The 24,836-nt window shown below is 47.3% G+C and carries 19 protein-coding genes and 3 pseudogenes; 20 read left to right on the top strand and 2 right to left on the bottom strand.

Translation table 11 applies throughout. The annotated features are described in order from the left end of the window. Positions 1 to 2: 2 nt before the first annotated feature. Positions 3 to 1,055, top strand: a complete 1,053-nt coding sequence (locus FFM79_RS04550; protein ID WP_137642281.1) for an outer membrane protein assembly factor BamD — start codon at positions 3 to 5, stop codon at positions 1,053 to 1,055. A 168-nt stretch (positions 1,056 to 1,223) separates the two neighbouring features. On the opposite strand, the gene FFM79_RS04545 is transcribed toward FFM79_RS04550, so the two are convergent. After that, on the bottom strand, positions 1,224 to 2,315 hold the full coding sequence (locus FFM79_RS04545) for an Ldh family oxidoreductase (RefSeq protein ID WP_137642280.1): 1,092 nt from the start codon (positions 2,313 to 2,315) through the stop codon (positions 1,224 to 1,226). 104 nt (positions 2,316 to 2,419) lie between these two features. After that, positions 2,420 to 3,507: pseudogene (locus tag FFM79_RS04540) on the bottom strand (acyltransferase family protein). A gap of 205 nt (positions 3,508 to 3,712) precedes the next feature. Here FFM79_RS04540 and FFM79_RS04535 point away from each other — a divergent pair. The 19 genes and pseudogenes from FFM79_RS04535 to cas5e all read left to right on the top strand — a co-directional run bounded on the left by FFM79_RS04535 (position 3,713) and on the right by cas5e (position 24,826). Beyond that, the gene (locus FFM79_RS04535) at positions 3,713 to 4,819 is read left to right on the top strand and encodes an outer membrane protein assembly factor BamD (protein WP_137642279.1); all 1,107 of its coding nucleotides are present in this window, start codon (positions 3,713 to 3,715) and stop codon (positions 4,817 to 4,819) included. A 172-nt stretch (positions 4,820 to 4,991) separates the two neighbouring features. Next, positions 4,992 to 5,423 carry a MarR family winged helix-turn-helix transcriptional regulator gene (locus FFM79_RS04530; protein ID WP_137642278.1) on the top strand — a complete coding sequence of 144 codons (432 nt, stop codon included), beginning with the start codon at positions 4,992 to 4,994 and terminating at the stop codon, positions 5,421 to 5,423. Further along, on the top strand, positions 5,423 to 6,583 hold the full coding sequence (locus FFM79_RS04525; protein WP_170177375.1) for an MFS transporter: 1,161 nt from the start codon (positions 5,423 to 5,425) through the stop codon (positions 6,581 to 6,583). Before FFM79_RS04530 ends, FFM79_RS04525 begins: the two co-directional genes overlap by 1 nt. Before the next feature lie 230 nt (positions 6,584 to 6,813). Next, positions 6,814 to 7,104 (top strand): annotated as a pseudogene (locus FFM79_RS04520) (alpha-L-rhamnosidase-related protein); the annotation flags it as partial. A gap of 41 nt (positions 7,105 to 7,145) precedes the next feature. Next, positions 7,146 to 9,662: a glycoside hydrolase family 3 protein gene (locus FFM79_RS04515; protein WP_225424380.1), complete on the top strand. Its 2,517-nt coding sequence runs from the start codon at positions 7,146 to 7,148 to the stop codon at positions 9,660 to 9,662. Positions 9,663 to 9,894: 232 nt separating this feature from the next. Then, positions 9,895 to 10,152, top strand: coding sequence for a Mor transcription activator family protein (locus FFM79_RS04510; RefSeq protein ID WP_137642276.1), 258 nt, complete (start codon positions 9,895 to 9,897; stop codon positions 10,150 to 10,152). A 19-nt stretch (positions 10,153 to 10,171) separates the two neighbouring features. Further along, positions 10,172 to 10,558 (top strand): hypothetical protein, encoded by a 387-nt coding sequence (locus FFM79_RS04505; RefSeq protein ID WP_137642275.1) that lies wholly within the window; start codon positions 10,172 to 10,174, stop codon positions 10,556 to 10,558. A 69-nt stretch (positions 10,559 to 10,627) separates the two neighbouring features. Then, on the top strand, positions 10,628 to 11,644 hold the full coding sequence (locus FFM79_RS04500; RefSeq protein WP_137642274.1) for a zinc-ribbon domain-containing protein: 1,017 nt from the start codon (positions 10,628 to 10,630) through the stop codon (positions 11,642 to 11,644). 385 nt (positions 11,645 to 12,029) lie between these two features. Then, a complete protein-coding gene (locus FFM79_RS04495; protein WP_137642273.1) occupies positions 12,030 to 12,932 on the top strand; it encodes an XRE family transcriptional regulator in 903 nt (300 codons plus the stop codon). Further along, complete coding sequence (locus tag FFM79_RS04490) at positions 12,929 to 13,657, top strand: ABC transporter permease (protein WP_137642272.1); 729 nt, start codon at positions 12,929 to 12,931, stop codon at positions 13,655 to 13,657. Before FFM79_RS04495 ends, FFM79_RS04490 begins: the two co-directional genes overlap by 4 nt. A gap of 144 nt (positions 13,658 to 13,801) precedes the next feature. Continuing rightward, positions 13,802 to 14,098: pseudogene (locus tag FFM79_RS04485) on the top strand (SDR family oxidoreductase); the annotation flags it as partial. A 30-nt stretch (positions 14,099 to 14,128) separates the two neighbouring features. Continuing rightward, positions 14,129 to 14,752 carry a flavodoxin gene (locus FFM79_RS04480; RefSeq protein ID WP_137642271.1) on the top strand — a complete coding sequence of 208 codons (624 nt, stop codon included), beginning with the start codon at positions 14,129 to 14,131 and terminating at the stop codon, positions 14,750 to 14,752. Positions 14,753 to 15,209: 457 nt separating this feature from the next. Then, positions 15,210 to 16,595, top strand: coding sequence for a hypothetical protein (locus tag FFM79_RS04475; RefSeq protein ID WP_137642270.1), 1,386 nt, complete (start codon positions 15,210 to 15,212; stop codon positions 16,593 to 16,595). Positions 16,596 to 16,613: 18 nt separating this feature from the next. Then, entirely contained in the window at positions 16,614 to 17,459 is an 846-nt protein-coding gene (locus tag FFM79_RS04470) for a DNA polymerase III subunit gamma/tau (RefSeq protein ID WP_137642269.1), read from the top strand. 456 nt (positions 17,460 to 17,915) lie between these two features. Beyond that, complete coding sequence (gene cas3, locus FFM79_RS04465) at positions 17,916 to 20,711, top strand: CRISPR-associated helicase Cas3' (RefSeq protein WP_371852202.1); 2,796 nt, start codon at positions 17,916 to 17,918, stop codon at positions 20,709 to 20,711. A 4-nt stretch (positions 20,712 to 20,715) separates the two neighbouring features. Beyond that, positions 20,716 to 22,428, top strand: a complete 1,713-nt coding sequence (locus tag FFM79_RS04460) for a type I-E CRISPR-associated protein Cse1/CasA (protein ID WP_137642268.1) — start codon at positions 20,716 to 20,718, stop codon at positions 22,426 to 22,428. Then, complete coding sequence (casB, locus tag FFM79_RS04455) at positions 22,418 to 23,047, top strand: type I-E CRISPR-associated protein Cse2/CasB (RefSeq protein ID WP_137642267.1); 630 nt, start codon at positions 22,418 to 22,420, stop codon at positions 23,045 to 23,047. The genes FFM79_RS04460 and casB overlap by 11 nt, the downstream gene beginning before the upstream one ends. After that, entirely contained in the window at positions 23,047 to 24,165 is a 1,119-nt protein-coding gene (cas7e, locus tag FFM79_RS04450) for a type I-E CRISPR-associated protein Cas7/Cse4/CasC (protein WP_137642266.1), read from the top strand. The genes casB and cas7e overlap by 1 nt, the downstream gene beginning before the upstream one ends. Further along, positions 24,146 to 24,826, top strand: coding sequence for a type I-E CRISPR-associated protein Cas5/CasD (gene cas5e, locus FFM79_RS04445; RefSeq protein ID WP_137642265.1), 681 nt, complete (start codon positions 24,146 to 24,148; stop codon positions 24,824 to 24,826). Before cas7e ends, cas5e begins: the two co-directional genes overlap by 20 nt. Positions 24,827 to 24,836: the final 10 nt, after the last annotated feature.

Genomic DNA, 24,836 nt, shown 5'->3' with positions numbered 1-24,836 from the left:
GGATGAAAAAGTATTGGCAACTGATTGGAATCATGGGCCTCGTTTTGCTAATGGCTGCTTGTGGGCGGCAGGCGCGTTCGGGGTACGACAATTCGATTAATCACGGTTTAGATGCGGTTGCAGAAAATAAATTTGAGCGGGCGTTAACTTATTTTGATAACGCTTTAACACAAAATCCAGGGGATAAAAAGGCCCGGATTTACCGGAAGCAAACGCAAGCCTACGTTGATACGCAGACGCAATTGAAAAATGGTGCGGTTAATCAAGCAGTCACGACCGTCACGAAGGGGAGCGCGCTGACTGGTGGGGCGAAAAGCCTAACTAGTAAACTCAAAGCGTTGAAGAAAACCGCGCGGGCTGACCTAACGGAATATCAGCAACTGGATAAACAGGTGACGGCCCAGTTAGCGGTAACGAATGGGCCCTACGATGATGCGATCGTAAAACGGTGCCGGACAATTGATTGGCAGACGAAGCCCTACCTGAAGCGGCTCAAACCTAACGTTAAAAAGTTGTTAAAGCGGGTGGATAATCAAAGTAGTGCGGATAATCGTCAGACCGACCAGCGCACGACCAGCACCAGCCACGCGTCAAAACCAGCGCTAAGTGCAAGTGACCACAAAAAGGCGGCTCAAATTCGGGCGGCGATTGTTCAGGGGGATCCGGATAGTTGGGATCAAACTTCGGCGGCCAAGGTTCCGGACGCCGCCCTGTTAGCGGCCGAAAGGGAGTCGGCCGCTCGGGGCGGTGATCCGTCACTGATTGCTAAAATCGTTGCGACGCAGTACCCAGACCTGACAAAGCAAACGACCAGTGAACTTGACGCGGCGCAAGCGGCCCGGATTGCAGTTAACTACCAAGCCCGAATCGAGAAAAACTTGGGCGCATCGGTAACAGCCGAAGCGCCCACCGAAGATGGCGATGGGGGTTATGAGATCCGTTTTAACGAGGACGATGGTGAGCGGTGGGTCACGCTCGATCTGCGTCCGAATGGCGGGGCGTTTACACGGCTTGGACTCAGTAACCGCTCAGTCACGGAAACCAACTGGAAATAGTGATTGTACGGGTTATTGAACACTACCAGAACGATTAAAAAATGATTTATATTAACAAAAAATAGCTAGCACCAACGGACTGATAACTCACATCCGTTGGCGCTAGCTATTTAGGTTAGGGGTTATTAAAGCGGGCGTTTCTGGACAACTTTTTCAATAACCGTTATTTCAATGGACTATGTAGGAATCGTACGCAATGCCTAAGCGCTTCGCGATGTCAATCACTTCGGCGAGCGTCTGATCATCAATCTCAATCCCGTTTGCTGCACGGTCCTGGTACGCGGCGGCTTCCTTATCACCGGCCACGATGACGGGCTTGCCGGGCACGGATGGTAAATCCCGAATCGCCTGTAAGTAATTGGAGAATTTGTTAATGATGGCGTCCGAATCGCCGAAAATGGCAGGATCGATGGCCGTAAAGCTCTGACACGGCCCCACGGAGAGGTCGTCGGGGGTAATTTCGTTCGAGGTATCTCCCAGCGATAAAATCGCGGTAAAGACTTCAACGATCACGCCGAGGCCAAAGCCCTTGTGGCTTCCAGTTGCTTCGGTCACGCCTCCGAGTGGCGCTAAGCCAACGTTTGAATCCAGGTCGCGCAGGGCGTCCAAATCCTGCGTGTCGCGGTGATCGTTAACGGGCGTTTCCCCGTCCTTGGCAACCCATAGCGCTGGCAAGTCCTTGCCTAGTTTACGGTAAACTTCAATTTTACCCTGGGGCACCGTTGTCGTGGCGGCGTCAAAAATGAACGTGTTGGGTTTAGCCGGCATGGCGAAGGCAATTGGATTGGTTCCCACTAAGGCCTTCGTGGCGTGAGTCGGTAGCATTGCCGACCGTGAATTGCAGGAAGATAAGCCAATCAAGCCTTCCTCGGCCGCCATGTTGGCGTAGTAACCAGCAATGCCGTAGTGCCCAGAATGACGGGTTGTTACCATCCCGATGCCGTGTTGCTTCGCTTTTTGAATGGCCAAGCGCATACTGTAAATTCCGTTTAGCTGACCGAGACCAAAGTGGGCGTCAACTACCGCGCTAACGTCGGTTTCTTTGACAATTTCCGGCTTATTATGGACGCGGATTTTACCGTTTTGAATGAAGCTATCGTACATGCTCATTCGTTGCACTCCGTGGGATTCGATCCCGATGAGGTCGGTGTAAATTAACATGTGGGCGACTTCGCGGCTTTCTTGTTCGGTAAATCCGTATCCCTTATAAATCTGATAAACCAGTTCTTGAATTTTCTTACTATTATATCGTTGAACCATAATTTTCACCACGTTATCTAAATTGAGAGTAGCTTTGCAACGTCTGTATTATGATAATATGGTAATAATTAATCGCTGTTTTGTCAATTTGTTTTAATAATTCTCTAATTGTTTATTAATTTTAAAACGATCGACCATCCCCAGTGTAGGCCGTAAGCGGAAGCGAACGCTAAAATCCAAGTTAGCCCGTAGCAACTAATAATTGTCCAAACCGGGTGATTAACACTTAACTGGTGACCGAAGCCGCGCCAAAGGATTTGGAGCCAGAAAACGTTTGCGAGGTAGGCGCGATAGGCGTAAGTCGCCAAGAAGTGAATTGGCCCTAAAACGCGGGTGTGTTGACGAAGGTTTAATCCCGCTAGCGCGGCGATTAAACCAATCACCGCCAAGGAATAGAGCGTCATTGACGGTTGGTAGTAGCTGGCGTTAGCTAAATTGACCGGGTAACCGCAGGCCCGTAATTCAAGGTTGGTCCAAATAAACGCGCCAACGAAGCCGACCGCCACGAGTCCCCAGTAACGTCGTAGCAGTTGCGTCAATGAGTGGTATTTTTTCCACGCCAGGGCCCCGAAAATGCCATAAATCACGAAGCTAATTAAAACGCGATCCAGTAAATACCAGGCTTGCGGTTGGGGGCCTTTTACCACTAAGTCGTTGTAAAGCACTAGCCAACCCAAATAGCCAGCGGTGGTTACGAGTAAGGTGCCGTAAAAGCGCCGCGGCGTTTTGACCGCCCAGCGCGCCAGCCACCAGAAAAATGGCATGCAGATGATAAATTGTAACATCATCGTGTTATACCACAGGTGGGGCGCGGCGTTGCCGTTGATGAACTGCCAAGTAAATTGGCTGAAATTCGTGTAAGGTTGACCTTGCTGAACGTCGGGCATCAGCAGCAGGTACACCAAGGTCCACCAAAAAGCGGGGACGAATAATGCGGACAATTGCGTTCGCATGTAAGCGAATGGGCCCGCGGGTGCGTGCGAATCGTCGTGAAGAGGATTCCAAAAATGAAGGCGGGCGCGGTGTACTTGACGAGATTATAAGTGATCCCGATGCCGGTCTGGACGGACTGGCTGGGTCCGGTTTGTAGGACGAGGGCCAGTACCGTCTGCATGATGACGGCGGTGCAGGCGAAAACTTTCATGTAATCACCAACGTCGGTACGCGTGGCCGTTATTGTTTTGACATTCATTAATTATGACCACCTTGATTAGATTTAGTTAATTGGTGTGTTACCGTCAATATAGCAGTTAATGATTTTAGGGGCAACTGTGCGCCGAGTGCTAAGTTCAAGGAACAATAACCGGACGTTAGCCGGGCTAAGTGTGGCTATCAAAGGACCGCTAAACTATCTATACTAATTAATGAAAATTAAAAAGTAGAGGAGTTACGGGGAAATGAAAAAGCATTGGCGAATAGTTAACTTAATTGGGAGCTTAATCTTAGTGGTTGCGGTGCTGAGTGCGTGCAGCCAAAAGCCGAAGTCGGCTAACTCGAGTAACGCCGGGTACGATAGTTCAATCAGTCGGGGGCTGAACGCGGTTGCGGAAGATAAATTTGAGCGGGCGTTAACGTATTTTGATAACGCTTTAACGCAAAAACCGAAGGATAAAAAGGCCCAGGCTTACCGAAAGCAAACGCAAGCCTACGTGGATACCCAGCACCAACTTAAGGCGGGGGCGGTTCAAAAAGCCGTTACGACCGTCACGAAGGGCAGTCAGATTACGGGTGGCGCAACCAGTTTAACGAATAAATTGACTACTTTGAAAAAGACGGCTAAGGCCGATTTAGCAGAGTATCGGCAGCTGGATAAAGCCGTTACGGCGCAGTTAAAGGTTAATGATCAGCAGTATGATGACAAGGTGCTGGCACAGTGTCGGCGGATTGATTGGAAGAAAAAGCCGTATTTAAAGCGTCTTAAGGCGAACGTCAATCAATTATTAAAGCGGGCCGGTCAAAGTAAGTCGCATTCCAGCAGTACTAACCAGGCGAGTGCTTCGACGACTAGTTCGAGTCAGTCTGATTCGACTAAAGTTAGTGCGGCGGACCACCAACGCGCGGAGCAGCTCCGCCGTAATATATCGCAAGCGGAGCAGGGTAAGTACGTTTGGAGTGAGTTAGAAAAAGTGCCCGATCGGGTAGTATTGCAAGCTGAAAAAAAGACGTCAGCCAACGGCGGTGATATTGGGAATACGGCGCACGTCATCGCTGAGCAGTATCCGAATATTAAGGCTTATACGGGCGCGCCCTCGGATGATCCCAATGCGCCCGGCGCTAAGGCGTATTTGAACGCAGATGAGGCGAAGCAGGAATTGGGTGCGTTGGATTTTTATCATGAAAATCAAAATGAAATTCAAATTACGGGTCAAACTGAAAAAAATGATGCGTGGGAATTTAGTTTTACGAAGGGCGATATGACGGGGACCATTCTCGTTGAAAATAAGGGCATTATTTCGGCGCAGTCGGATGATGGTCAGGATTTGGGCATGAATACGTGGCGTTAGCAGCTGAATTATTGAAGAATACCAAGCGACGGTTAGGTTGCTTGGTATTTTTGTAACTAGGATTGTAACGGGAGGCGGTAGCGCCATTAAAGGCCAAATTGAAGGGATGATTAACGGGTCGCACTTGAATAATATACAGCTAGCTGTACAATTGCTGATGGAGGTGACGCGAATGGACCACGAAGCAATGGTTGCACGGGAAGTTTTAGTCTTAGCCAGAAAAATTACCTGCCGCCGGAACCGGCATTTACGCCAACTTGATTTAACGATTGAGCAAGCGGACGCGTTAATTTATTTTGGGGACCACCCCCAGCAATCGATGGCGGCCTTCAAAACCGTCCAGCAGATTACCCACCAGACGGCCCGGCTAATTATTCAACGCTTGGTTAAGCGGAAACTGTTAGTTTTAACGGCTGATCCGAACGATGGACGTTCAAAGCGGGTTGCGTTGACTGCCGCTGGTCAAAGCAAGCGCGAGCAGTTACGACAGCATGGTTGGCAAACAAGTGCGGCCCTCTTCAAGCAGTTTACCCCCGTACAACAGCAAACCTTTTTAGCATTACTAAAATTGGCAAATCAGAGTTTAGAGAGTAGTGAAGATTGATGAAAACGCGTTTATATACGCCCAACGTGAAACTGGTGTTGGTTGCCAGTTTCTTCTTTTTAATGAGTCCGATGTTGATTAATCCGGTGATTGCCGGTTTTGCGCGCAATATTGGGGCTAGCAGCGTTTTTGCTGGCATCGTGGCTGGCTTAACTAATTTGACATCGCTGGTGCTGAGACCATTGGCAGGGAACCTAACGGATCGCGTTTCTAAGTACCATTTAACGCTCGTTGGGGGTTGCTTATTATTGGCTGCTAGTCTCGGTTATAGTTTAACAACTAACCTAACGTTAATTACGGCCTTTCGAATTTTAAACGGGGTCGGTTACACGCTCTGTTCCGTTTGCATGGCAACGTGGATGGCCAGCCTTCTGCCACCCGATCGGATTGGTTCCGGCATGGGAATCTATGGCTTGGCGAATGCCTTAGGGATGGCGTGCGGACCCGCCATTAGTGTTTATTTGTATCAGCATTATAGTTACCAAAGCGTTTTTTGGCTCGCGGCGGTTTGCAGTGGCCTGTTAGTCGTGATGATTCAGTTTGTAACTGACCGCGGTGTCCCGGTTAAGCGCGCTGCCACACCGACGGGGGCGGCCCGCCACCTCCGCCTCGTCCACCCGAAAGTCTTGCCGGTTGCGGTTATTTTACTTTTATTCTCATTACCGTACTTCGCAACTCAGACCTACATTGTCACTTACGTGGCGTCCCGGCATTTTCACGTTGCTGCGGGATTATTTTTTCCAGTGTACGCCATTATTTTATTGGTACTTCGGCTAACCTTGCGCGATTTGTTTGACCGGGTACCATTCAGTAAGTTCATTTGGATTTGCTTGCTATTTAATTTAGCGGGACTCGTTGGCCTCGCCGACATGACTAACTGGTTGATGATGTTAGTGGCGGCGCTGGGCTTGGCGGCCGGGTATGGCTTGATGTTTTCGATTTGTCAGGCGAAGGCCATGATGCTAGTGTCGGAAGCCGACCACGGTTTAGCCAATAGTACTTTTTACATTGGCGTAGACCTTGGGATGTCTTTAGGCCCGATGATTGGTGGCTTAATTAGTAGTGCGTTGCCCATGGCGTGGTTCTATCCGGTTATGATGGTGATCACGTTGCCGCTGATTGTGGTGGTGTATTGGATGAATCGGCGGACATTGGCTTAGACTAAGCTTGTGATAATAATTAGGATAAGCCGCTCGGGTTTGGAAAATTTAGGTTATAAAAAATTGATTTAGTTCGCTAGTCAACCTAGTAAGAAAGCTGGACCACGTGAGAACTGTGGTGCCAGCTTATTTTTCTACGTTATTTGATTATGAACAGCAATATCATAATCAAACCGTTCTAGCTAATTTATACACCGTTGCCAAGCGCGAACTTGATGCGACTTGACCGGACACTAACGAAACGCTTCCCGGTTCATAACGTGGCAACCCCGTACATGTACCATCACATTGTGGCGGCCCTGTTTGAAACGAACCACTACGATGCGGCCGTTCGGTTGATGAAGGATTACTGGGGTAAGATGGTCGACTATGGTGCCGACACGTTTTGGGAAGCCTTTGATCCAAATGATCCCCAGGCATCACCGTATGGCAGCCTTGCCATCAATAGCTTCTGCCACGCTTGGAGTTGCACACCAGTCTATTTAATTAGAAAATATATTACGAAAACCTATCATGATTGATTAAAATATTCATAACACGTGCATTTTGGGGAGGAATTGAAATGATGAGATTTACAACGAACGCGGTAGCGGATTTTGAACGTGAACATCAGCGAATTCTGCGGCAAGGTTCACCAGAAAGTATGGTGCTGTTGAAAAATGACGGCATCTTACCGCTACAGTCCGTTCAGAAAGTTGCGTTGTATGGAAGCGGGGCCCGTGAAACCATCAAGGGTGGCACGGGGTCCGGCGACGTCAACGTGCGGCACTTCGTTACGGTCGAAGAAGGGCTTGAAAACGCAGGCCTCACGATTACGACGAAGCAATGGCTCAGCGACTACGGCAAATTGAAAAAGCAGGATACCGATGACTACTATGGTAAGTTACAGGCGCAGGCCGAAAAAGACGGCTTAAACCCCATGCTTGCCATGATGGGCAAGATGCCGCTAGAACCCGATTACGATTTGAAACTAACGTCGGATCAACCGGCTGACGTGGCCGTTTACGTACTCGCCCGTAATTCTGGTGAGGGAAGTGACCGCCACCCCGGAGCGGGCGACTTACAACTGACGACGACCGAAAAACGTGATATTTTGGCGTTGGCGGCACAGTATCAACAGTTTGTGCTCGTTTTAAACGTTGGTGGGATGGTCGATATCGCACCGGTTGCTGATGCCGTCCCGGCCGTACTATTACTCAGTCAACTGGGAATGGAAACGGGGAGCGCCTTAGCGGATGTTTTATTAGGAGAAAGTTATCCATCTGGTAAGTTAACTGCAACTTGGGCGCCCATCGATCGCTACTCGTCGACGGCTAACTTTGGCAACATGGACAGCACCGAATACAAGGAAGGCGTCTACGTTGGGTACCGCTACTTTGATAGTATGAACATTACGCCCGCCTACCCGTTTGGCTTCGGACTCGGTTATACCAATTTTAAGTTGGCGGCTCAACCAGTTGAATTGAACCACGACCAAGTTCAACTAGCCGTTGACGTGGATAACGTGGGAAAACTGGCCGGTAAGGAAGTCGTTCAAGTGTACGTTTCTAAGCCCCACGGTACTGTGGACGTGCCGTACCAAGAACTAGTGGCATACGCTAAAACGCCAGAATTAGCGGCTGGAGAACACGCCCAAGTTAAATTACAATTTGCATTAAAAGACTTGGCGGTCTACTTCACGTCAAAGGCCCAAATGATGTTACCGGCCGGTGATTACGTTATCCGGGTCGGAAATAGTTCACGCAACACCCACGTGGTTGCCAAACTACACTTGGACCAAGCAACGGTGACGGCGCAATACCAACACGTCGGTGGTGAAACGCATTTTACGGACTTTGTTCCGGCAACTCAGGCATACAGCTATGCGGCGGAAGCGACGGAGCTTGAACAAGCTCCAGTCATTGAAATTGACCCAGCAGCGATTGAAACGGTCAGCGTTCAGTATTCTAAACAGGATCAGCCGGAACTACCAGCGGGCGAACGGGTGGACTGGCCAACCTTTACCGATGGCAAGCACTCGCTGACCGACTTCGTTGCCGGTTTGTCAAACGCTGAACTGGCCCGGATTGCGGTCGGCCATTACGTTGATACGCAGGATGCCGATGACCCGAACGTTATCGGGAGTGCCGGTACAACGGTCGCGGGCTCGGCTGGCGAAACGACCCACGTTTTAGATTCGCTAGGCTTGCCAACGTTGATTATGGCGGACGGACCAGCCGGGTTACGGCTGAGTCCAAAATACACGGAAACCGCGGACGGGCAAGTGCAGTCGTTAACGTCTTCCTTTGCCGGCATGGCGGGGGCGGATGCTACGGAAGCGACGGTCAAAGCCGACCAACCAACGTTCTATCAATATTGCACGGCGATTCCGATTGGTACCGCGATTGCGCAAAGCTGGAACGTTGATTTAGCGCAAGCCTATGGTGACTTGGTCGGAGAAGAAATGGCACTCTTTAACGTCGATATTTGGTTAGCGCCAGCGCTAAATATTCAGCGTTCGCCATTAGATGGCCGGGACTTTGAGTACTATTCAGAAGATCCGCTCGTGGCGGGCTTGAACGCGGCCGCGATTACGCGTGGTGTTCAAAGCCATCCGGGCAAGGCTACGACCATCAAACACTTCGTGGCAAATAATCAGGAAACGAACCGTCAAGCGTCGAACAGTGTCATTAATGAGCGGCCGTTGCGTGAAATTTACCTGAAAGGTTTTGAAATTGCCGTTAAAACGGCGCAACCGCACACGATTATGAGTTCTTATAACTTGTTAAACGGCGTGCACGTGCCAAACCGGTTTGACATCATGACGAACGTTTTGCGTGATGAATGGGGCTTCAAGGGCTTCGCTATGACCGACTGGTTTACGACCGGTGGCGTGGATATGAGTGGCGGTCAGGCTAAGTACGCGCCAACTTCCGCGGCCGGAGAAATTGTTGCCGGTAACGACCTAACGATGCCGGGGACGCCGGCCGATACGAAGGCGATTTTGGCTGCTTGCAAGGCTGGCCGCGTTTCACGCGGGCAACTGCAGGCTAACGCGCTCCGAATTTTAAAGGTCGTTTACGCGTTGAGTCAGTACTAATAAATGTGAATTAGATAGGTCAGGCTGTGGCGAAAGTCACAGCCTTTTTTGCGCCTTTAAATACCCGTATGAGAATTTTTGCGTGCTAAATAGCAGGCGCAATAACCTGTAAAGTGTGCTGTTGAATGTGACTGTGGCAATATAAACGAATTAATTATAATTAGTAACGATATGACGGGGTTGCGTTTCAATTAATTTTTAATTAGGGGTGTGATGAAAGGGGTAAATGAAGATGAAAGAACAGATTGATGTTGCGGCGTTGCATCCGTTTTATCGCGGTATTAGTGAGTTAATTGGGGTGGAAAGTATGCTGAAAATTTTTGATCAGTATAAGGGCATGCAACTAACCATCCCAATTCACCTGTACGACCGCAACTTAGCCGCACAGCACGTGCTCAAGCAGTACGACGGGCACAATAGCTATAACTTAGCGAATAAATATGGTTACTCACAGCGCTGGGTTATCAAAGTGATTAAGAATCAGCAATAATTTTTGGAGGAATGTGCACATGGATACTTCGGATTGGTTCGATTTTAATAACCGCGTTAAGCAGGATGAAACGTTGGTTAAGGAAGTTAATGGCCAGCTAGTGGCCAAGCAGGTCAAGGGATCGTTTAATTGGATGGCCTTTCTGTTCAACTGGATTTACGTGCTGGCAACACAGCGATATAAGACGCGGGGGTTTATGAAAAAGACGTTGATAATTGCTTTGGTGATGTGGATTGCTGAAATCGTGGTCGCGATTATTCTTGGGGGAACCGTGGGGGTCCTTTTCGCTATTGTGGCCCCGATTTGGTACGGCTTGATGTTTGATACCTGGTTCGAGCACCAGCTTATCGCCAACGGTTACCACGTGGATAACCAAGTGACGTTGAATTCACAGGATTTTGAATAATTTGGGGATAAGTTGCGCGTAGACGCAATCCTCAACTAATCCAGATTAAATTAAAGGGGGACGCAGGATATGAAGCATTGTACTAATTGTGGACAAGTATTGAAGGCGGGCGCGAAGTTTTGCCCCAACTGTGGACAAGCGGTGGCAACGCCGACGAGTCAGGTGCCGACGGGCGACGCGGATGCGGGAAGCACGGCCGTAACGCGGGCCACGCTGCATAGTGATGTGACGACCAATGACGAGTCAGCGGCTAATAAGGATGTGCCGGCAGATCATCAAACCGCGCCAAGTCATCATTCAACGTCAAATGGTCCGGCGATACCAAGTAGTGGCACCACGACTAACCAATCAGTGGCGGGGAATGCTCAAAGTCAGGCCGCGGCTTCGAACCAAACGACAGTTAATGGGGCGGTTCAGCCAACTGCGACCCACGTTGCGGGGCAGCAGCCGCAGGGCCAACCGACCCCGCGCATTCCTGCGCAACCGGCTTCCAAGGGGCATAATACGCTTACGCTGCCCGTGATTTTAGTGGTTTTAGCCGTGTTAGTGGGTGGCTGGTTCGTTAAGAACCGCTTGATCGTGTCGCAAGACCAACTCGCGGCTAACGTTACGAAGGCCGTTCAAAAAGAAGACGGCGACTTGTTCTTGAAGCAATTTTCCGACGCGGAACAGGACATGGCGTACAGTGACATCGGTGCTAAGAGCGTGGTTAAAGATATCCACAACCACTCACGTGATTCGCTCAGTGAAGTTGGCCGGATCATTGTAGACGGCCAGCGGGTCGCGGGCACGAAGGCGAAGTACGACTTCAACGTTGAGAGTAAAAAAGTGTTGGGCGTATTCACCAGTTACTACTTAACGACCCGCCGTTCACCGATTGAAATTAACGATTTTACGGGTAACGACGGGGCGGCTTCGGTTAAGCTGGAGGATGCCGACAACAAGCGACTTACGAAGCAGGAACTAGCTAGCGGCTTCTTCCCGGGTAAGTATAATTTGGACGTCCGCTCGGGGGATGCCCATAGTGAGTACTGGGTTTGGCCGTCGGGGGACGGGGACCCAATTGAATTGAATTTGATACAATAACGGGTGTAACAAGCGAATAGGGGACAAAACCGCCAATCAGCGTAGAAGTTGATTGGCGGTTTTGTGTTGACTGTTGATAAGTGGATAGAACGGAGCAAATTAGGTTGCGCCTGCTAGTTGTCCACAGAAAACAAGTCACTTTTGGGAGTTTAGCGGCTTTCGGTAAGTTAAGCGTAATTATTTTAGGGAAAGTCGTGTTAACTGTGGATAAGTTATTACTGGTACGAGTTAGGTGGATAAGTGGACATTGCTGGCAACAGAATGGTTGTAAACCTGGGCGCAACTAAAAGTAGCAAGGTCCGCAACCACCGGTATCTCGGGAAGGCTTGTGTTTTGCCATCGTTGTTGGTAGTTTTAAAGCATCCAAAGAAAGGTATGGTTATTGATGGGGAATAATTCATTGCCACAGCAGTTACAGAAGTTTCGAACGGAACATCAGTTATCACAGGCCGAACTGGCCGCTAAGCTCTACGTTTCACGCCAGGCACTCTCCAAATGGGAGGGCGGGTTATCGGAACCTAGCTTAGATAAGGTGATTTTGCTGACTCAATTACTGGGGATTACGCTTGATCAGCTACTTTTGGGGGTGGCTGACCAGCAAGAAGTGATTTTAAAGTTGCAACAAGTCTGCAAGCGGTTCGACCAGCCCGTGCTGACGGGGATTGATTTAGCTATTCATCGTAATGACCGGATTGCACTCCTGGGAAGTAACGGCGCCGGTAAATCAACGTTAGTAAAGATTATTTCCGGGGAAATAATTGCCGATACGGGGGCGGTTCACGCGAACTTTTCCCACCGTGATGATTTGGACGTGATGGCTCAAGAAAACGTCTTGATTCCAACCTTAAAAGTCGTTGAGCAAGTTCGCTTAGCCGCCGCTATGAAGCGGGTTGACCTTTCAAAAAGGTGGGAAGCACTTCTCAAACGGTTTCGGCTATTTGATTGCCGGCAGGCGTACGTTGCCAGTTTGTCGGGCGGACAAAAACGGCGTTTAGCGCTATTATTGAGCGTTTTACGGCCGTCAAAGCTCTTGATTTTAGATGAACCCACGGTGGGCATGGACTTGGAATCAATCGACTTATTTTGGCGCTTGCTCGAGCAAATGCACGGGGCGACCCTGGTGGTTACCCACGATTTTAATCAAATTGATAAGTTCTTTACGCGGGTGCTCCTTTTGCGGGACGGGCAAATTGCGCGCGATGCTCTGGTGAAGACGATTCATGCTAACAATCAAACGATTGAGCAGTGGTACCGACAGGATCAATTAGAAGGGGTGGCAGTAAAATGATTACGTGGATTCAACTAAAACAAGTTTTACGCAATAAACGGTTCTTCTTTTTCACGATTATCTTTCCAGCAGCTTGGTACGTATTACCGAGTGTGGTCAATCCGAACTTGATGGACCCACTGATTGCGTTTTTGATTGCCAGTTTGATGGGGATTATTGGGAATTCAATCGTGACGTTTAGTAAACGGATTTCGGCCGGCCGCCAGTTTTACCTTGCACAGGCGCGGTTATCACACTATTCAATCTGGCGCTACATGTTGAGCCAGCTGATTATTCAAGCTTGCTTAAATTTACTAATTATTATGGCAATTACGGTATTGGGAATTGCGCTTCAGACGCTCCCAATTAATTTGAGTTACTGGTGTGCGCTACTATGGCTATCCGCCTTGGGGTTATATTTCAGCGTAATTGGCTTCTGGTTTGGGATTAGTTTCAGTCCAACCACGGTGGACGTGGGCTCGACCCCGTTGATGTTCTTGTTTGGATTAATGATCGTGCCATTTTCGTTGTTTTCAGCGGGGGCGTTTACGGTGGGTATTACGAAGATTCAGGAACTGCTACCACCTTATTATTTTTATCAGTTCTTTCATCAATGGCTAACGAATCAGGCGACGGATGGGATCCTGTGGAAATTCAGCTTAGCCGTGCTGGTAACGTTAGTCCCGTTTTTGGTCGGGGTGCGGTTACGGCTGTTTGGTAAACGGGGCATGGCCAAAACTAGTTAAAGGGTGCGATTAAAAGAGAGTGTTCCAAAAGCCGGCTGACTTTTGGCTATTAACATGAGGCAACCCACAAGAGACTGTGACTTAGGTCACAGCCTTTTTTTTGCGCTCAATGGCGTCCGGTATCTGACTGCGCCCAGCGGTCTTGCCAGCGCTTACGGGGCAACTAAGCACGTGGTGCGCGATTTGATGGAAGTATTGCGGATGGAATCCGCCCAAGAAGGTAGCAATATTCGAACCGCGACGATTTATCCAGCGGCAATTCGCACCGAGTTACTGAGCACGATTACGGATCCCGAAGCAGCGCAAGCTATGCAATCGACTTATGAACATTATCAAATTAGTCCAAGTCGGGTGGCGAACGTGGTCGCGTTCGCGATTGATCAACCAGAAGATACGAATGTAAGTGAATTTACGGTGGGACCAACGAACCAGCCATGGTAATTTACTGATAATTAGGATTGGAGTGGGGCAATGAAGAAGTTGGGCATACTTTTAGTTGGGTTAGGCTTCCTACTGGTTGCGTTTGTGGTGGCCTTACTGACGATGCGGCAACCTGAACCCAAGGAACCGGCCAATTCGCGAACGGTCACGTCAATTAGCCGTAAGCGAAAAGCGTCTGGGCGCATTTTAGTCGTGTACATGTCGCGGACGGGCCACACCAAGCAAGTGGCTGAAGAACTGCACCGCCACGTCGGCGGGGACTTATACCAGCTTAAAACACAGAAAACGTATCCCCAAAGCTATCAAAAAATGCTGGACGTAGCGCAGTCGGAGCAAGATGCCGACGCACGTCCCCGGTTAAAGGGCCAGTTGCCAAAATTAGCACGCTACCAGACGATTTTTCTGGGATATCCCATTTGGTGGGATAAGAACCCGATGGCGATTAATACCTTTTTGGAACATTACCCGGACTTTAAAGGGAAAACGATTTATCCGTTCACGACTAGTGGCAGTAGCGGTTTAGGATTGAGCATACCAGTAATTCGCCAAAATGCGCGTAACGCTAAGATTGGTAAGGGCTTGGCGGTGACGGACGCGGAGATGAAGCGGATGCCGCGGATGGTTGCGACGTGGTTGGAAGAAAATTATAAATAATAGTGAACGAGAGGGTGTCAGGAATTTGATTTGAATTCTTGATGCCTTTTTGAATTGGATAGGAATAGAAGATGTAGTGATTGGATAGGATTTACACCTTGATGTTTATCAGTTAGATACATACAAGGATATACATACTGCTTTATATCCTTATAAGATATGAATGCTATATTTTTTGTTTGAGATTTAGTGTCAATCGCCATAAATTTCATTGATTACACCGGAAATAAGCGTCATGTATGTTTGAAAATGAAAAATGTGGGTTAAGGGTAATGAATTTTGAGACACTGTATTATATTTGGGATATAATTTAATTATTAGATAGCGCTTTCGTAGCTTCTGATATAAATAGTTTGTTGAGTTCGTATAATGATTAAACTGGAAATTAGGCATAGTTATTTTAATTAATTAGTGCAGTATACAAAGCACATGAAATGAGTGTTTGGGGTGGGGATAAATGGAACGTAAAATTACAGTACCATATGAAAATCAGGTGCAGCATATGGTAAAGGGAATCAATGAATCTCAATCCATGGAGTTAAATAAAAATGATTATATTTTTATTTTATTAATTGCTGGTCTTCAGGTGGCCCGACAATATATTAATAAATCTAAAATCCTTAATCGAGCACGAGATACGGATCAAGAAGCTGCAAAAAAAATTAAACATAATGAAAAGATAGAAAAAACGATTAATGGAGGCGACCCATTAACTCATAAAAGTGTAACGATGTGGGGAAATAATTCTTTTTTAGAAAATATATCTGTCAATAAGCAACTTCCTTTATGGGTACTAGGTCCGACTTCATATGACGCTATCAGACGATCGTCAGCATATTGGGAGAAAACAGGGGTTAGTGGAATGAACCATCGATATACGACATTGGCACATGATCCATTAATAGGGCTTGTTGTTGGGCCAATCAACCTTCTTAGTAATACAATCACCTACAATACATCGTTGAAGATGGGGACGTCGTATACTTCGCCATTCAATACTCATAACCCCGCTACTGGTTACGAAATTAGTCGGCCAAGTAGTTTTTCGCAGGCTGTTTATAATTCTATTGCAGTAATTAAGAAAGATAAGACAATATTAGCTGCAGCAATTATTAAACATTTGCTGCATCTAGCATCGGATATAAATACAAAGCAAGGGCTTACGATTCCTGGAATGTCGATGTTGCCTAGTATTGGATCGGTGAACAGCCGGGATATTGATAAGTGGCTGATATCTAATCATTTTGATTTTGTTTGGTTTGCAGATTTATTTGCCCAATATGGTTTGGCAGAGTTGATTAATGTGATTTCAAGTATTTTGTATAAATTTTTAATTTATCGTGATACTGATAAAGATATTGAATTTATTGATGCAAAATGTAAAAAGGTTATTGCGATTGCAAATGCTGTCTCTGCTTCAGAAGATTTAATTGTTGCAGCTATTAAGGCAAGTACAGGTCATGTTGTTTCGGCACTTAGAGAACTAGATTGGGGTGGCTTAGTTGCAGCAATTAAGCGTATGTTTGCTTCTGATGAGTTTATGTTAGAAGTGAAAGGTATTAGCGAATCGTGGGACGCTATACAATTTAATTTTAAGTACAGCACCGAAGATGTTGAACAGATGTTTCAAAATAAAATTAAAAGTATTAACAATAAGTATGAACAGATTCTTTTATCGATGCAAAAGGAATATCGGCGTTACGGAGAATTAGAAGCATTAGCAACAAATTTTGATCAAGTCGGAGATGAGCTATTTTCTTACAGCATTCAATTTGCTCAATTAAATAATGTTCATAATAGCTTAAAAAATAAAAAAGATATAGACAACTTTTTTAACAATTAAAAGTGAGGTAATGTAAATATGTTTAATAGTGGTGCAAAAAAAGAAGCAATTGCCAGAATGAATAGAAAAAATGAGCAGTTTAAGAAAACTTCAACGCAGGCAGTACATGCATCTACCAGCCTTTTTAAGACACGTGAGATTTTGAAAGAACGTATTGAAGAAATGTGGGTTCGAATAAATGCGTTTAGAAATAAACCTGAAAAGTTGAAATTAACTCTAAAGCAAGTGAAAGTTACATATGAGCGATATGACGGACTGGTGCAGGAGGCGCGAGTGGCTAACGAGCAAAAAAATGTTAAAGCAGGTACAACAGCTGGAGCTACCGTTGTTGCAGGTGCGGGGGTGGCTGCTTTGGGACCTAGCGCTGCTATGGCTATTGCAACGACGTTTGGGACTGCTTCTACTGGAACAGCTATTTCTGCACTAAGTGGTGCTGCAGCCACTAATGCTGCCTTGGCGTGGCTAGGCGGTGGTGCGGCAGCTGCAGGTGGCGGTGGTATGGCCGCCGGAAGCGGTTTCTTGGCCTTAGCGGGTCCTGTTGGTTGGACGCTGGCGGGAATTGGCCTTGGTGCTGGCGGATTAATAGCTAATGGTAAAAATAAAAAAATTGCACATCAGGCTAATGAAGCTACAGAAAAGATACAAGCCCAAATAAAAATCCTGCAAGGAACAATTAATGAAATAAAAATGTTAGAAAAAAATACTAGTACAGCAAGTAATGAATTAGTAGAAATGAACAACAATATTAGTGATTATGATACGGATTATAATCAGTTAAGTTCTGATCAGCAATTTAAGTTAGGGGCAGCTGTAAATGACGTGCTGTCTTTTGCTAAATTGTTAAATAAAACGGTTGGTAAATAAGAAATAACAGTAGATAATGGTGAAATGCAATGTTCACTTTTAAATAGTCAGGTTGAAATCTTTATTTTTAAAATAGGACATCATAGTTTTCCTTTCTCTAACCTATACATGCAATCGGTTGAGGCAAGGGATACATGATGTTTTTTTACTAAGTGTCTAGAATAATTAAGTTTAACAAGATAGATGCCGAACTCCCCAACTCGCGCTATAATACTACAGTAACAATTTGTTCCTCATGGACGTGAGGGTGATCCAGTTATAGTTGCTTTGATTGCGAAGCAATGCTTGTGTTCCCTATGGATGTAGGGGTGATTAGACTACTAATTTAGTAGTCTTTAAAAATTAATAATGTTATAGTTGCTTTAAAGGATTTAAGATGCTATGCTTATTTCAAGTTAAGAAGGAAGTTAATTGAATTAGAATGTTATCAAAATTGTCAAAAGGAGGGATATCGATTTGACGTCGACAATGCAAACCACAGCACTAGTAAACGCGTTGTGGGCTAAAAAAACTTCGGGGGAAGAAGGGAAATTTTGGCTACCGTTAATTGTTCATTTGACAGATACGGCTAACGTCATTAATTGGTTATACACCGGTTGGGTCGGTGAGGGTGTTAAATTACGACTTGAAGAGTCACTATCACCAGCAGGGGCTCAGAAGCTTATCAAGTTTATCGGCTTTGTACATGATATTGGAAAGGCAACCCCCGCTTTTCAGGCGAAGCGGTCGCGGAACCACGATGATGACCTGGATAGTACACTAATGGCGCAATTAACAGTGGCCGGCTTCAAAGAGCTAAAAGCTCCGGTTTTTATGAGCGAGTCACCGCATCCGATTGCTGGTGAAACTATTCTAGATTGGCATGAGGTCCCAGATTCAGTGGCGTCAATTATCGGCGCCCATCACGGGCGTACGATTGATGCGTCGCCAGAAACCAGCCAGGCGCCGTTTCAGGAGAATTATTATCAGTCTACCAAATGCGCCGAAGTCCAGCGCCCTTGGAAAATTGTGCAAGAAGCACTTTTTAACCAAGCGCTCGAGGTGGCTGGTTATCAAAGCGTTGCCGAAATTCCGACCATAACGCAACCCCAAGCCGTTATTCTGGAAGGGCTGCTCATCATGGCTGATTGGTTGGCGTCCACAGAATATTTAGACAGTGCTAAGCGCAAACCGTTATTTCCACTTGTCCGGTTAGGTGAACCGGCTGAACTTGATACGGATGCCCGCTTACAAAGTGCCATCTTGAACTGGAAAACGACGGATAGCTGGCATCCCGCACAAGTCGCGCTAGATGAAGACCCATACCATGCGCGTTGGGGATTCCACGCGCGTGAATTTCAGCAAAGCATGACGACTAGTATTGGCCAAGCTACTGATCCCGGCCTGATTATCATTGAAGCCGGGATGGGTAGCGGTAAAACGGAAGTTGCCTTAGTTGCTGCTGAACAACTGGCTCACGCCACTGGTCGAAATGGCGTCTTCATGGGTTTGCCGACACAAGCAACCACGGATGCAATGTTTACCCGCTTTAATCAGTGGCTTTCAAAAATTGCCGTTGATGAGCGGTTACGGCTTCAAGAAGATGAATTGCACGGCAAAAAAGTTTATAACCCATTATATCAGGAATTGGTCCAGTCCAGTAACGTAAATGCGTTTGACGAGGAAGATAATCCGCGTGATCATGACTGGGTGGATGGCGGTTCAGTTGCTTTAAACAGCTGGTTTACCGGTAAAAAATCCGTTTTAACCCCTTTTTCGGTCGGGACAATTGATAATTTACTGCTGATGGGGCTGAAGCAAAAACATCTCTTTCTGCGACACTTCGGGTTTAGCGGTAAGGTCGTCATTATTGATGAGGTCCATGCTTATGATACCTATATGACTTCTTATCTGGAAGAAGCGTTAATTTGGTTGGGAGCTTACCACGTTCCCGTCGTCATTTTATCGGCAACGCTCCCCAAGGAAAAACGTAATGAACTGATTAAGAAGTACTTAAGGGGAAAGTACGGCTATGATTATCGGGATCAGTTAGTTGCGCCAGCAAACTGGCAGGAAGTTACGGCCTATCCGCTTTTGAGTTTAGTGGACGGATGTGAACTTAAGCAGGTGACTGATAATACGGGAAACGGTGGTCAACTTACACAAACGGTGGCAGTTCAACGTTTTAGTGGTGATGATCAGGCCCTAGTTCAAAATGTACTAGACAGGATAAAATTGGGTGGCGTTGCCGGAATTATCGTCAATACCGTGAAACGGGCTCAGGGCCTCGCAGAGCTTGTCGCGCAAGTCAGTGATATTCAATTAATGGTATTACATTCTGCCTTTTTGGCGCCTGATCGGGTTGTTCAGGAAGCTGAACTGCAACGACTGATTGGAAAACACGGTCAACGCCCAGAACGACTCATCGTTATTGGTACGCAGGTACTGGAACAGTCACTAGATGTTGACTTTGACATTATGTATACCGATATTGCACCAATCGACTTAGTGCTACAACGGGTTGGCCGTTTACACCGCCATGTGCTTAAGCGACCGGTAGGACTTGAACAACCACAACTTGTCTTGTTAGGCGTTAACGGGGCGGGAGATTATGGTGATGCGAATGAGGCGGTCTATGGTAACTACCTGCTACGTAAAACGGATTATTTCTTACCAGACACGCTCACGTTGCCAACGGCGATTTCACCATTAGTTCAGAAAGTTTACGATCAACGCACCGATCAACAGGTGCCGGGGATTAAAGCGCCGTATCGCGAGTTTAAACGCCGGCAAAATGAGCAGGAAGATCGAGCGGAGGCGTTTCAAATTCAAGCGCCGCAAACTGGCCGTTACGCAACCTTGCACGGCTGGCTAAAACGCGCCCATCAAAGTGCCGAAGCTGATAGTATTCGCGCTAATGCGGCTGTCCGCGATATTCAAGAAAGCCTGGAAGTGGTCCTGTTACGTCAATCAAATACGGGTGTTATTCAATTACTTGATGGACGCCCAGTAGCCGCGGTGCGTGCAATGGAGGTTGCGCAACAAGTAATCCGCATTCCAGCGGCGATTACGCGGTATCCTAAAAATGCGATTGATCGCGCAATCAAAGCACTCGAACGCCAAACCGCGCAAACTTTCCCAGATTGGGCTGGTAAACCGTGGCTTCGGGGGAGTTTGGCGTTAGTGCTGGACGAATCAAATACGGTAACGTTACTTGGCTGGCAATTAAGCTATTCAACGACCCGTGGACTTAGTTATCAAAAGGAGGAGTGATTGCATGGAGAAACCAACGTTTAACTTAACGACCGATCCGTGGATTAAGGTTACTGAGTGTCATACGAACGCGCCTAGAACGGTTTCGTTAATTGAATTATTTGAACACGCTCAAGATTATCGCCAGTTAGCCGGCGATATGCGAACTCAGGATCTTGCGGTCATGCGTGTTTTACTAGCTATTCTAACCACGGTCTATTCGCGCTATGACGGCAATGGTCAGCCGTACCGGGGAATTGACAAAGACCCGGTCCACCAGCGAAAACTTGACGTTGATCCGGAGGCTTATGAAGACGCGTTGTTGAAGACCTGGGAACAAGTTTTTAAGATGGGCCACTTTTCAGCTAACGTGGTGCAGTACTTGCACCAGTTTGCTGATCGGTTTGACCTTTTTGGTGCCCATCCGTTTTATCAAGTCACCACTGAAGATTATGATGCCGTCGTTGCCGAAAACAAACGCGTCGCGCTCGGTAAGGGGACCGTCGCGATTAAGCAACTGAATCGGCGGGTTTCGGAAAGTAATAACACCCCCGCAATTTTTGCTTCTCGAGCCGACATGGAAAAGAATCAACTAACTTTGGCTGAATTAGCACGTTGGCTTATTACTTACCAAAACTTTGCTGGTACGACGGATAAAACGAAAGTTGAAACGGCGGATAAATTTTCGTCTTCAATGGGCTGGCTATATAAGTTGAATTCGGTTTACGCTGACGGGCAAACGGTGTTTGAAACGTTGATGCTGAATTTAGTACTGATTAATGAAAAGCATAAGTATGCGCCACAACATCCCGTTTGGGAATGTGATGATATGCAAGCGTACGTTGATCGCCGCGAGATGCAACGGCGCCCGGATAACGTGGCTGATTTATATACTAATTGGGCACGGCTACTACACATTGAATGGGATGAGCAACAGCAGCCAACGATTTTTAGCGCTGCGTTACCTGGATTTGAGTCCGATAACGTGTTTATTGAGCCAATGACCATTTGGCGCCGTGACAAGAAAACCGAAGATGACATACCGGCGACCCGCAGTTCATTTACAATGTCACGAGCGATGTGGCGAAACTTTGGAAGCTATGTTGGAATTACGCCAACCGCGGGCGACGATTTGCGGCAACCGGGCCTAGTTTGGTGGCTCAATTTGCTGAAAAGTCGCAAAATCTTAGCAGCTTCCCGGCGATTATCACTAGCATCCGTCACTTTTGTAGGCGGTGGAGCGCCCGCCAATTTACCAATGATTGAGTATCATGATGATATTCAAATTATGGCCGGTGTAATTTTCGATGCGCATACGGACGATTATTGGCCAGTCTATATTGACAAAGTCATAACGATGACCCAGAAGATTGGAACCGATTTTTATAGTTTTGCAATGTCCGTTGGAACTCTGCGTAGAATGGATCCAAAGCCGTTTGCGGCCAAACTTAGTGATCAGTTTTATGGTCGGTTAAACGAGCCCTTTAAAGATTGGTTAGTCAGCCTGACAGCAACCGCGGATCGGGATCAAAGTGTGCTTGATTGGAAATTAACAGCCCGACAGATTGCTTTGGCAGCCGCTAAGGATGTCATGAATCACAGCTCGCCACGAGATATTAGTGGCGTTGTGGGCGAATATGGACTAGAAAATATTTTTACATTAATGAGCATGTTCCAAGGGAAAGTTAAGCGGGATTTAAAGTTACAAGAGGAGGGGATCAAGCAAGATGAAAGCTGAAATTGCAAGTAGTACGAAGCAAATTATTTTGAAATTGTACAATGGTGGCCATATTAATAAGGGCGTTTTAGCGGGCGTTCGAACTGCCAGTGCCATGACCAGTCCACGAGCCCAAGTCGTTTGGCCAGTGATGATGGCTAGTATGCCATCCAGGATGCTAAGCCATTCCGGGCAACCGACCAAGGAAGAAACGGCGATTTATGCTGCGGTCCGGCTGTACGCGTTGCACCAGCAGAGTACCGAACGTTGCGTTTATGGACCAAGCCCACGCTACAAGGGCCAGTTAGCGGACGCTGACCAGGCGTTACCCGCGGGTAAGCCGTTGTTTGATGTGTTAGCTGGAATGCGGCTGGATCCTGCTTATCAAGTCGCTTTAGACCGGCGAGTCCAGTCAATTTTAACCTTGACGAATATTGCGGCCATCATTGATGCCGTTAGTCATCTCATTGGTATGTTGAAGTCACGGGTGGGGGATGCACGGGTGGATTATGCCCAGTTAGCCCAGGACTTTTATCAAATTCAACTTGGCTATACCCAAGCTAACCGGGTGCGGTTGCGCTGGGGTCAACAGTATTTTTACGTTAATAAGAATAAACAATCAAAAGGGGAGAACAACTAATGACTAATTTATATGTAGATATCAACGTTTTACAAACCGTGCCATCTTCAAATTTAAACCGCGATGATGCGGGGGCGCCTAAGACGGCACTTTACGGCGGCGTTAGCCGGGCCCGGGTTTCTTCACAAAGTTGGAAGCGGGCCGTTCGGAAAGTTTTTGATGAACAGCATACGCTGATTGGGAAACGAACTAAGAAAGTTCCTCAATTACTAGTAGCAAAAATCAGCGAGCTGGCACCAACTTTATCTGCAGATGAAGTGTTGACCAAAGTTCAAGCGTTGTTCAAGGCGACCAAAATTAAGATGAGTGAAGTCAAGGATAAAGAAAATCCGGATGCCCCCGTACGGTATGAAACCGGAGCCCTCCTGATGGTTAGTCCGGGCCAAATTGAAAAACTAGCTCAATACGCCGTTGATCACGATACTTTAGCGGATAAAGAGGCCGTAAAGGACATTAAGGCCATCATGAAGGGGGCTAACTCAATTGACTTAGCATTATTTGGTCGAATGGTGGCGGACAATCCCGAACTAAACGTGGACGCGTCTACGCAAGTGGCCCACGCACTCTCGACTCACGAAGTGGTGCCAGAATTTGACTATTACACGGCAATGGACGATGAAAAGGAAAAGGACCAAAATGGCGCCGCGATGTTAGGGACGATTGAATATAACTCGTCAACGTTGTACCGCTACGCTAACGTTAACTTACGCGAACTTGCCCACAATTTAGATGCTGAGGATGCGGTTAAGGGAACGGTTGAGTTCATCAAGGCCTTCTTATTATCGATGCCGAGTGGGAAGCAAAACACGTTTGCGAATAAAACGTTGCCGAGTTATATCATGGTCACCCTTCGTCCAGATACCCCGGTTAACCTGGTGTCCGCATTTGAAGAGCCGGTTACGTCCCGGCAAGGGTTCGTTAAGCCGTCTGAACAGCGTTTGGAAGCGGCTTATCAAGCGATTGCTGATCAAGAATTAGTTGAGCAACCACTGTTAAACGTTGTACTGAGTCAACGCGAAACGACAATCGGTCAACAAGCAAAGACGCTCCCAGAACTATTAGCGACAATCACCGAAGCGTTAACAAAGGCGGTGCAGGATGAAAACACTAACGTTTAACTTAACCGCGCCCTTACAATCGTATGGGAACGAGGCCACCTTTGAACGGCGGACGACGACTACTTATCCGTCGAAAAGTGCCATTATCGGCCTACTAGCCGCGGCCCTAGGCTATCGGCGCCGAGATGAACGCATTCAGACATTAAACGCCCTTCAATTTGCGGTGCGAATTGACCAAGCCGGGGTGTCGTTAACTGACTATCACGTCGTGGAGTGGAAAACCGCTACGCGAAAAGTGACTTACCGCGATTATTTACAAGATGCGCGCTTTGTTGTGGCACTTGGTAGCGAGGACGAGCAGCTGCTTGAGCGGCTCCAGAACGCGTTAACGCACCCGCGGTTCCAATTATTTTTAGGTCGGCGGGCAAATACGCCAGCCGGGCCGTTACAAGCTTTGATCCATGATGGTCAGCCGGTTGATGTTTTGACCCATTTAAAATGGCAGGCGGCGGCTTGGTATCAACGACGTCAACGTACAACGATTGCGCTCACCATTATGGCTGATGCGGATCTATTAGCAGGCCAAGCCAGCACGATGGTTAAGGACCGGATGGTTTCATTTGACCAGCGTCATCGCCAATATGGTTTTCGGGCGATGAGTACCACTACGGTTGAGCTGTCCAATCCGGCCCACACGGTCGATTACTTTAGTGGAATTTAATAGGAGGGGG

Source organism: Lactiplantibacillus modestisalitolerans, from assembly GCF_005405425.1.
Taxonomy (GTDB): Bacteria; Bacillota; Bacilli; order Lactobacillales; family Lactobacillaceae; genus Lactiplantibacillus; species Lactiplantibacillus modestisalitolerans.
This window is presented reverse-complemented; position numbering and strand designations above follow the sequence as displayed.

Excerpts from the sequence above, each read along its gene's own strand:
- FFM79_RS04460 (WP_137642268.1), top strand. The coding sequence starts at position 20,716 with ATGGAGAAACCAACGTTTAACTTAACGACCGATCCGTGGATTAAGGTT.
- cas7e (WP_137642266.1), top strand. The coding sequence starts at position 23,047 with ATGACTAATTTATATGTAGATATCAACGTTTTACAAACCGTGCCATCT.
- FFM79_RS04480 (WP_137642271.1), top strand. The coding sequence starts at position 14,129 with ATGAAGAAGTTGGGCATACTTTTAGTTGGGTTAGGCTTCCTACTGGTT.
- FFM79_RS04515 (WP_225424380.1), top strand. The coding sequence starts at position 7,146 with ATGATGAGATTTACAACGAACGCGGTAGCGGATTTTGAACGTGAACAT.
- cas5e (WP_137642265.1), top strand. The coding sequence starts at position 24,146 with ATGAAAACACTAACGTTTAACTTAACCGCGCCCTTACAATCGTATGGG.
- FFM79_RS04545 (WP_137642280.1), bottom strand. The coding sequence starts at position 2,315 with ATGGTTCAACGATATAATAGTAAGAAAATTCAAGAACTGGTTTATCAG.
- FFM79_RS04500 (WP_137642274.1), top strand. The coding sequence starts at position 10,628 with ATGAAGCATTGTACTAATTGTGGACAAGTATTGAAGGCGGGCGCGAAG.
- FFM79_RS04550 (WP_137642281.1), top strand. The coding sequence starts at position 3 with ATGAAAAAGTATTGGCAACTGATTGGAATCATGGGCCTCGTTTTGCTA.
- casB (WP_137642267.1), top strand. The coding sequence starts at position 22,418 with ATGAAAGCTGAAATTGCAAGTAGTACGAAGCAAATTATTTTGAAATTG.
- FFM79_RS04530 (WP_137642278.1), top strand. The coding sequence starts at position 4,992 with ATGGACCACGAAGCAATGGTTGCACGGGAAGTTTTAGTCTTAGCCAGA.
- FFM79_RS04525 (WP_170177375.1), top strand. The coding sequence starts at position 5,423 with ATGAAAACGCGTTTATATACGCCCAACGTGAAACTGGTGTTGGTTGCC.
- FFM79_RS04535 (WP_137642279.1), top strand. The coding sequence starts at position 3,713 with ATGAAAAAGCATTGGCGAATAGTTAACTTAATTGGGAGCTTAATCTTA.
- FFM79_RS04470 (WP_137642269.1), top strand. The coding sequence starts at position 16,614 with ATGTTTAATAGTGGTGCAAAAAAAGAAGCAATTGCCAGAATGAATAGA.
- FFM79_RS04475 (WP_137642270.1), top strand. The coding sequence starts at position 15,210 with ATGGAACGTAAAATTACAGTACCATATGAAAATCAGGTGCAGCATATG.
- FFM79_RS04495 (WP_137642273.1), top strand. The coding sequence starts at position 12,030 with ATGGGGAATAATTCATTGCCACAGCAGTTACAGAAGTTTCGAACGGAA.
- FFM79_RS04505 (WP_137642275.1), top strand. The coding sequence starts at position 10,172 with ATGGATACTTCGGATTGGTTCGATTTTAATAACCGCGTTAAGCAGGAT.
- FFM79_RS04510 (WP_137642276.1), top strand. The coding sequence starts at position 9,895 with ATGAAAGAACAGATTGATGTTGCGGCGTTGCATCCGTTTTATCGCGGT.
- FFM79_RS04490 (WP_137642272.1), top strand. The coding sequence starts at position 12,929 with ATGATTACGTGGATTCAACTAAAACAAGTTTTACGCAATAAACGGTTC.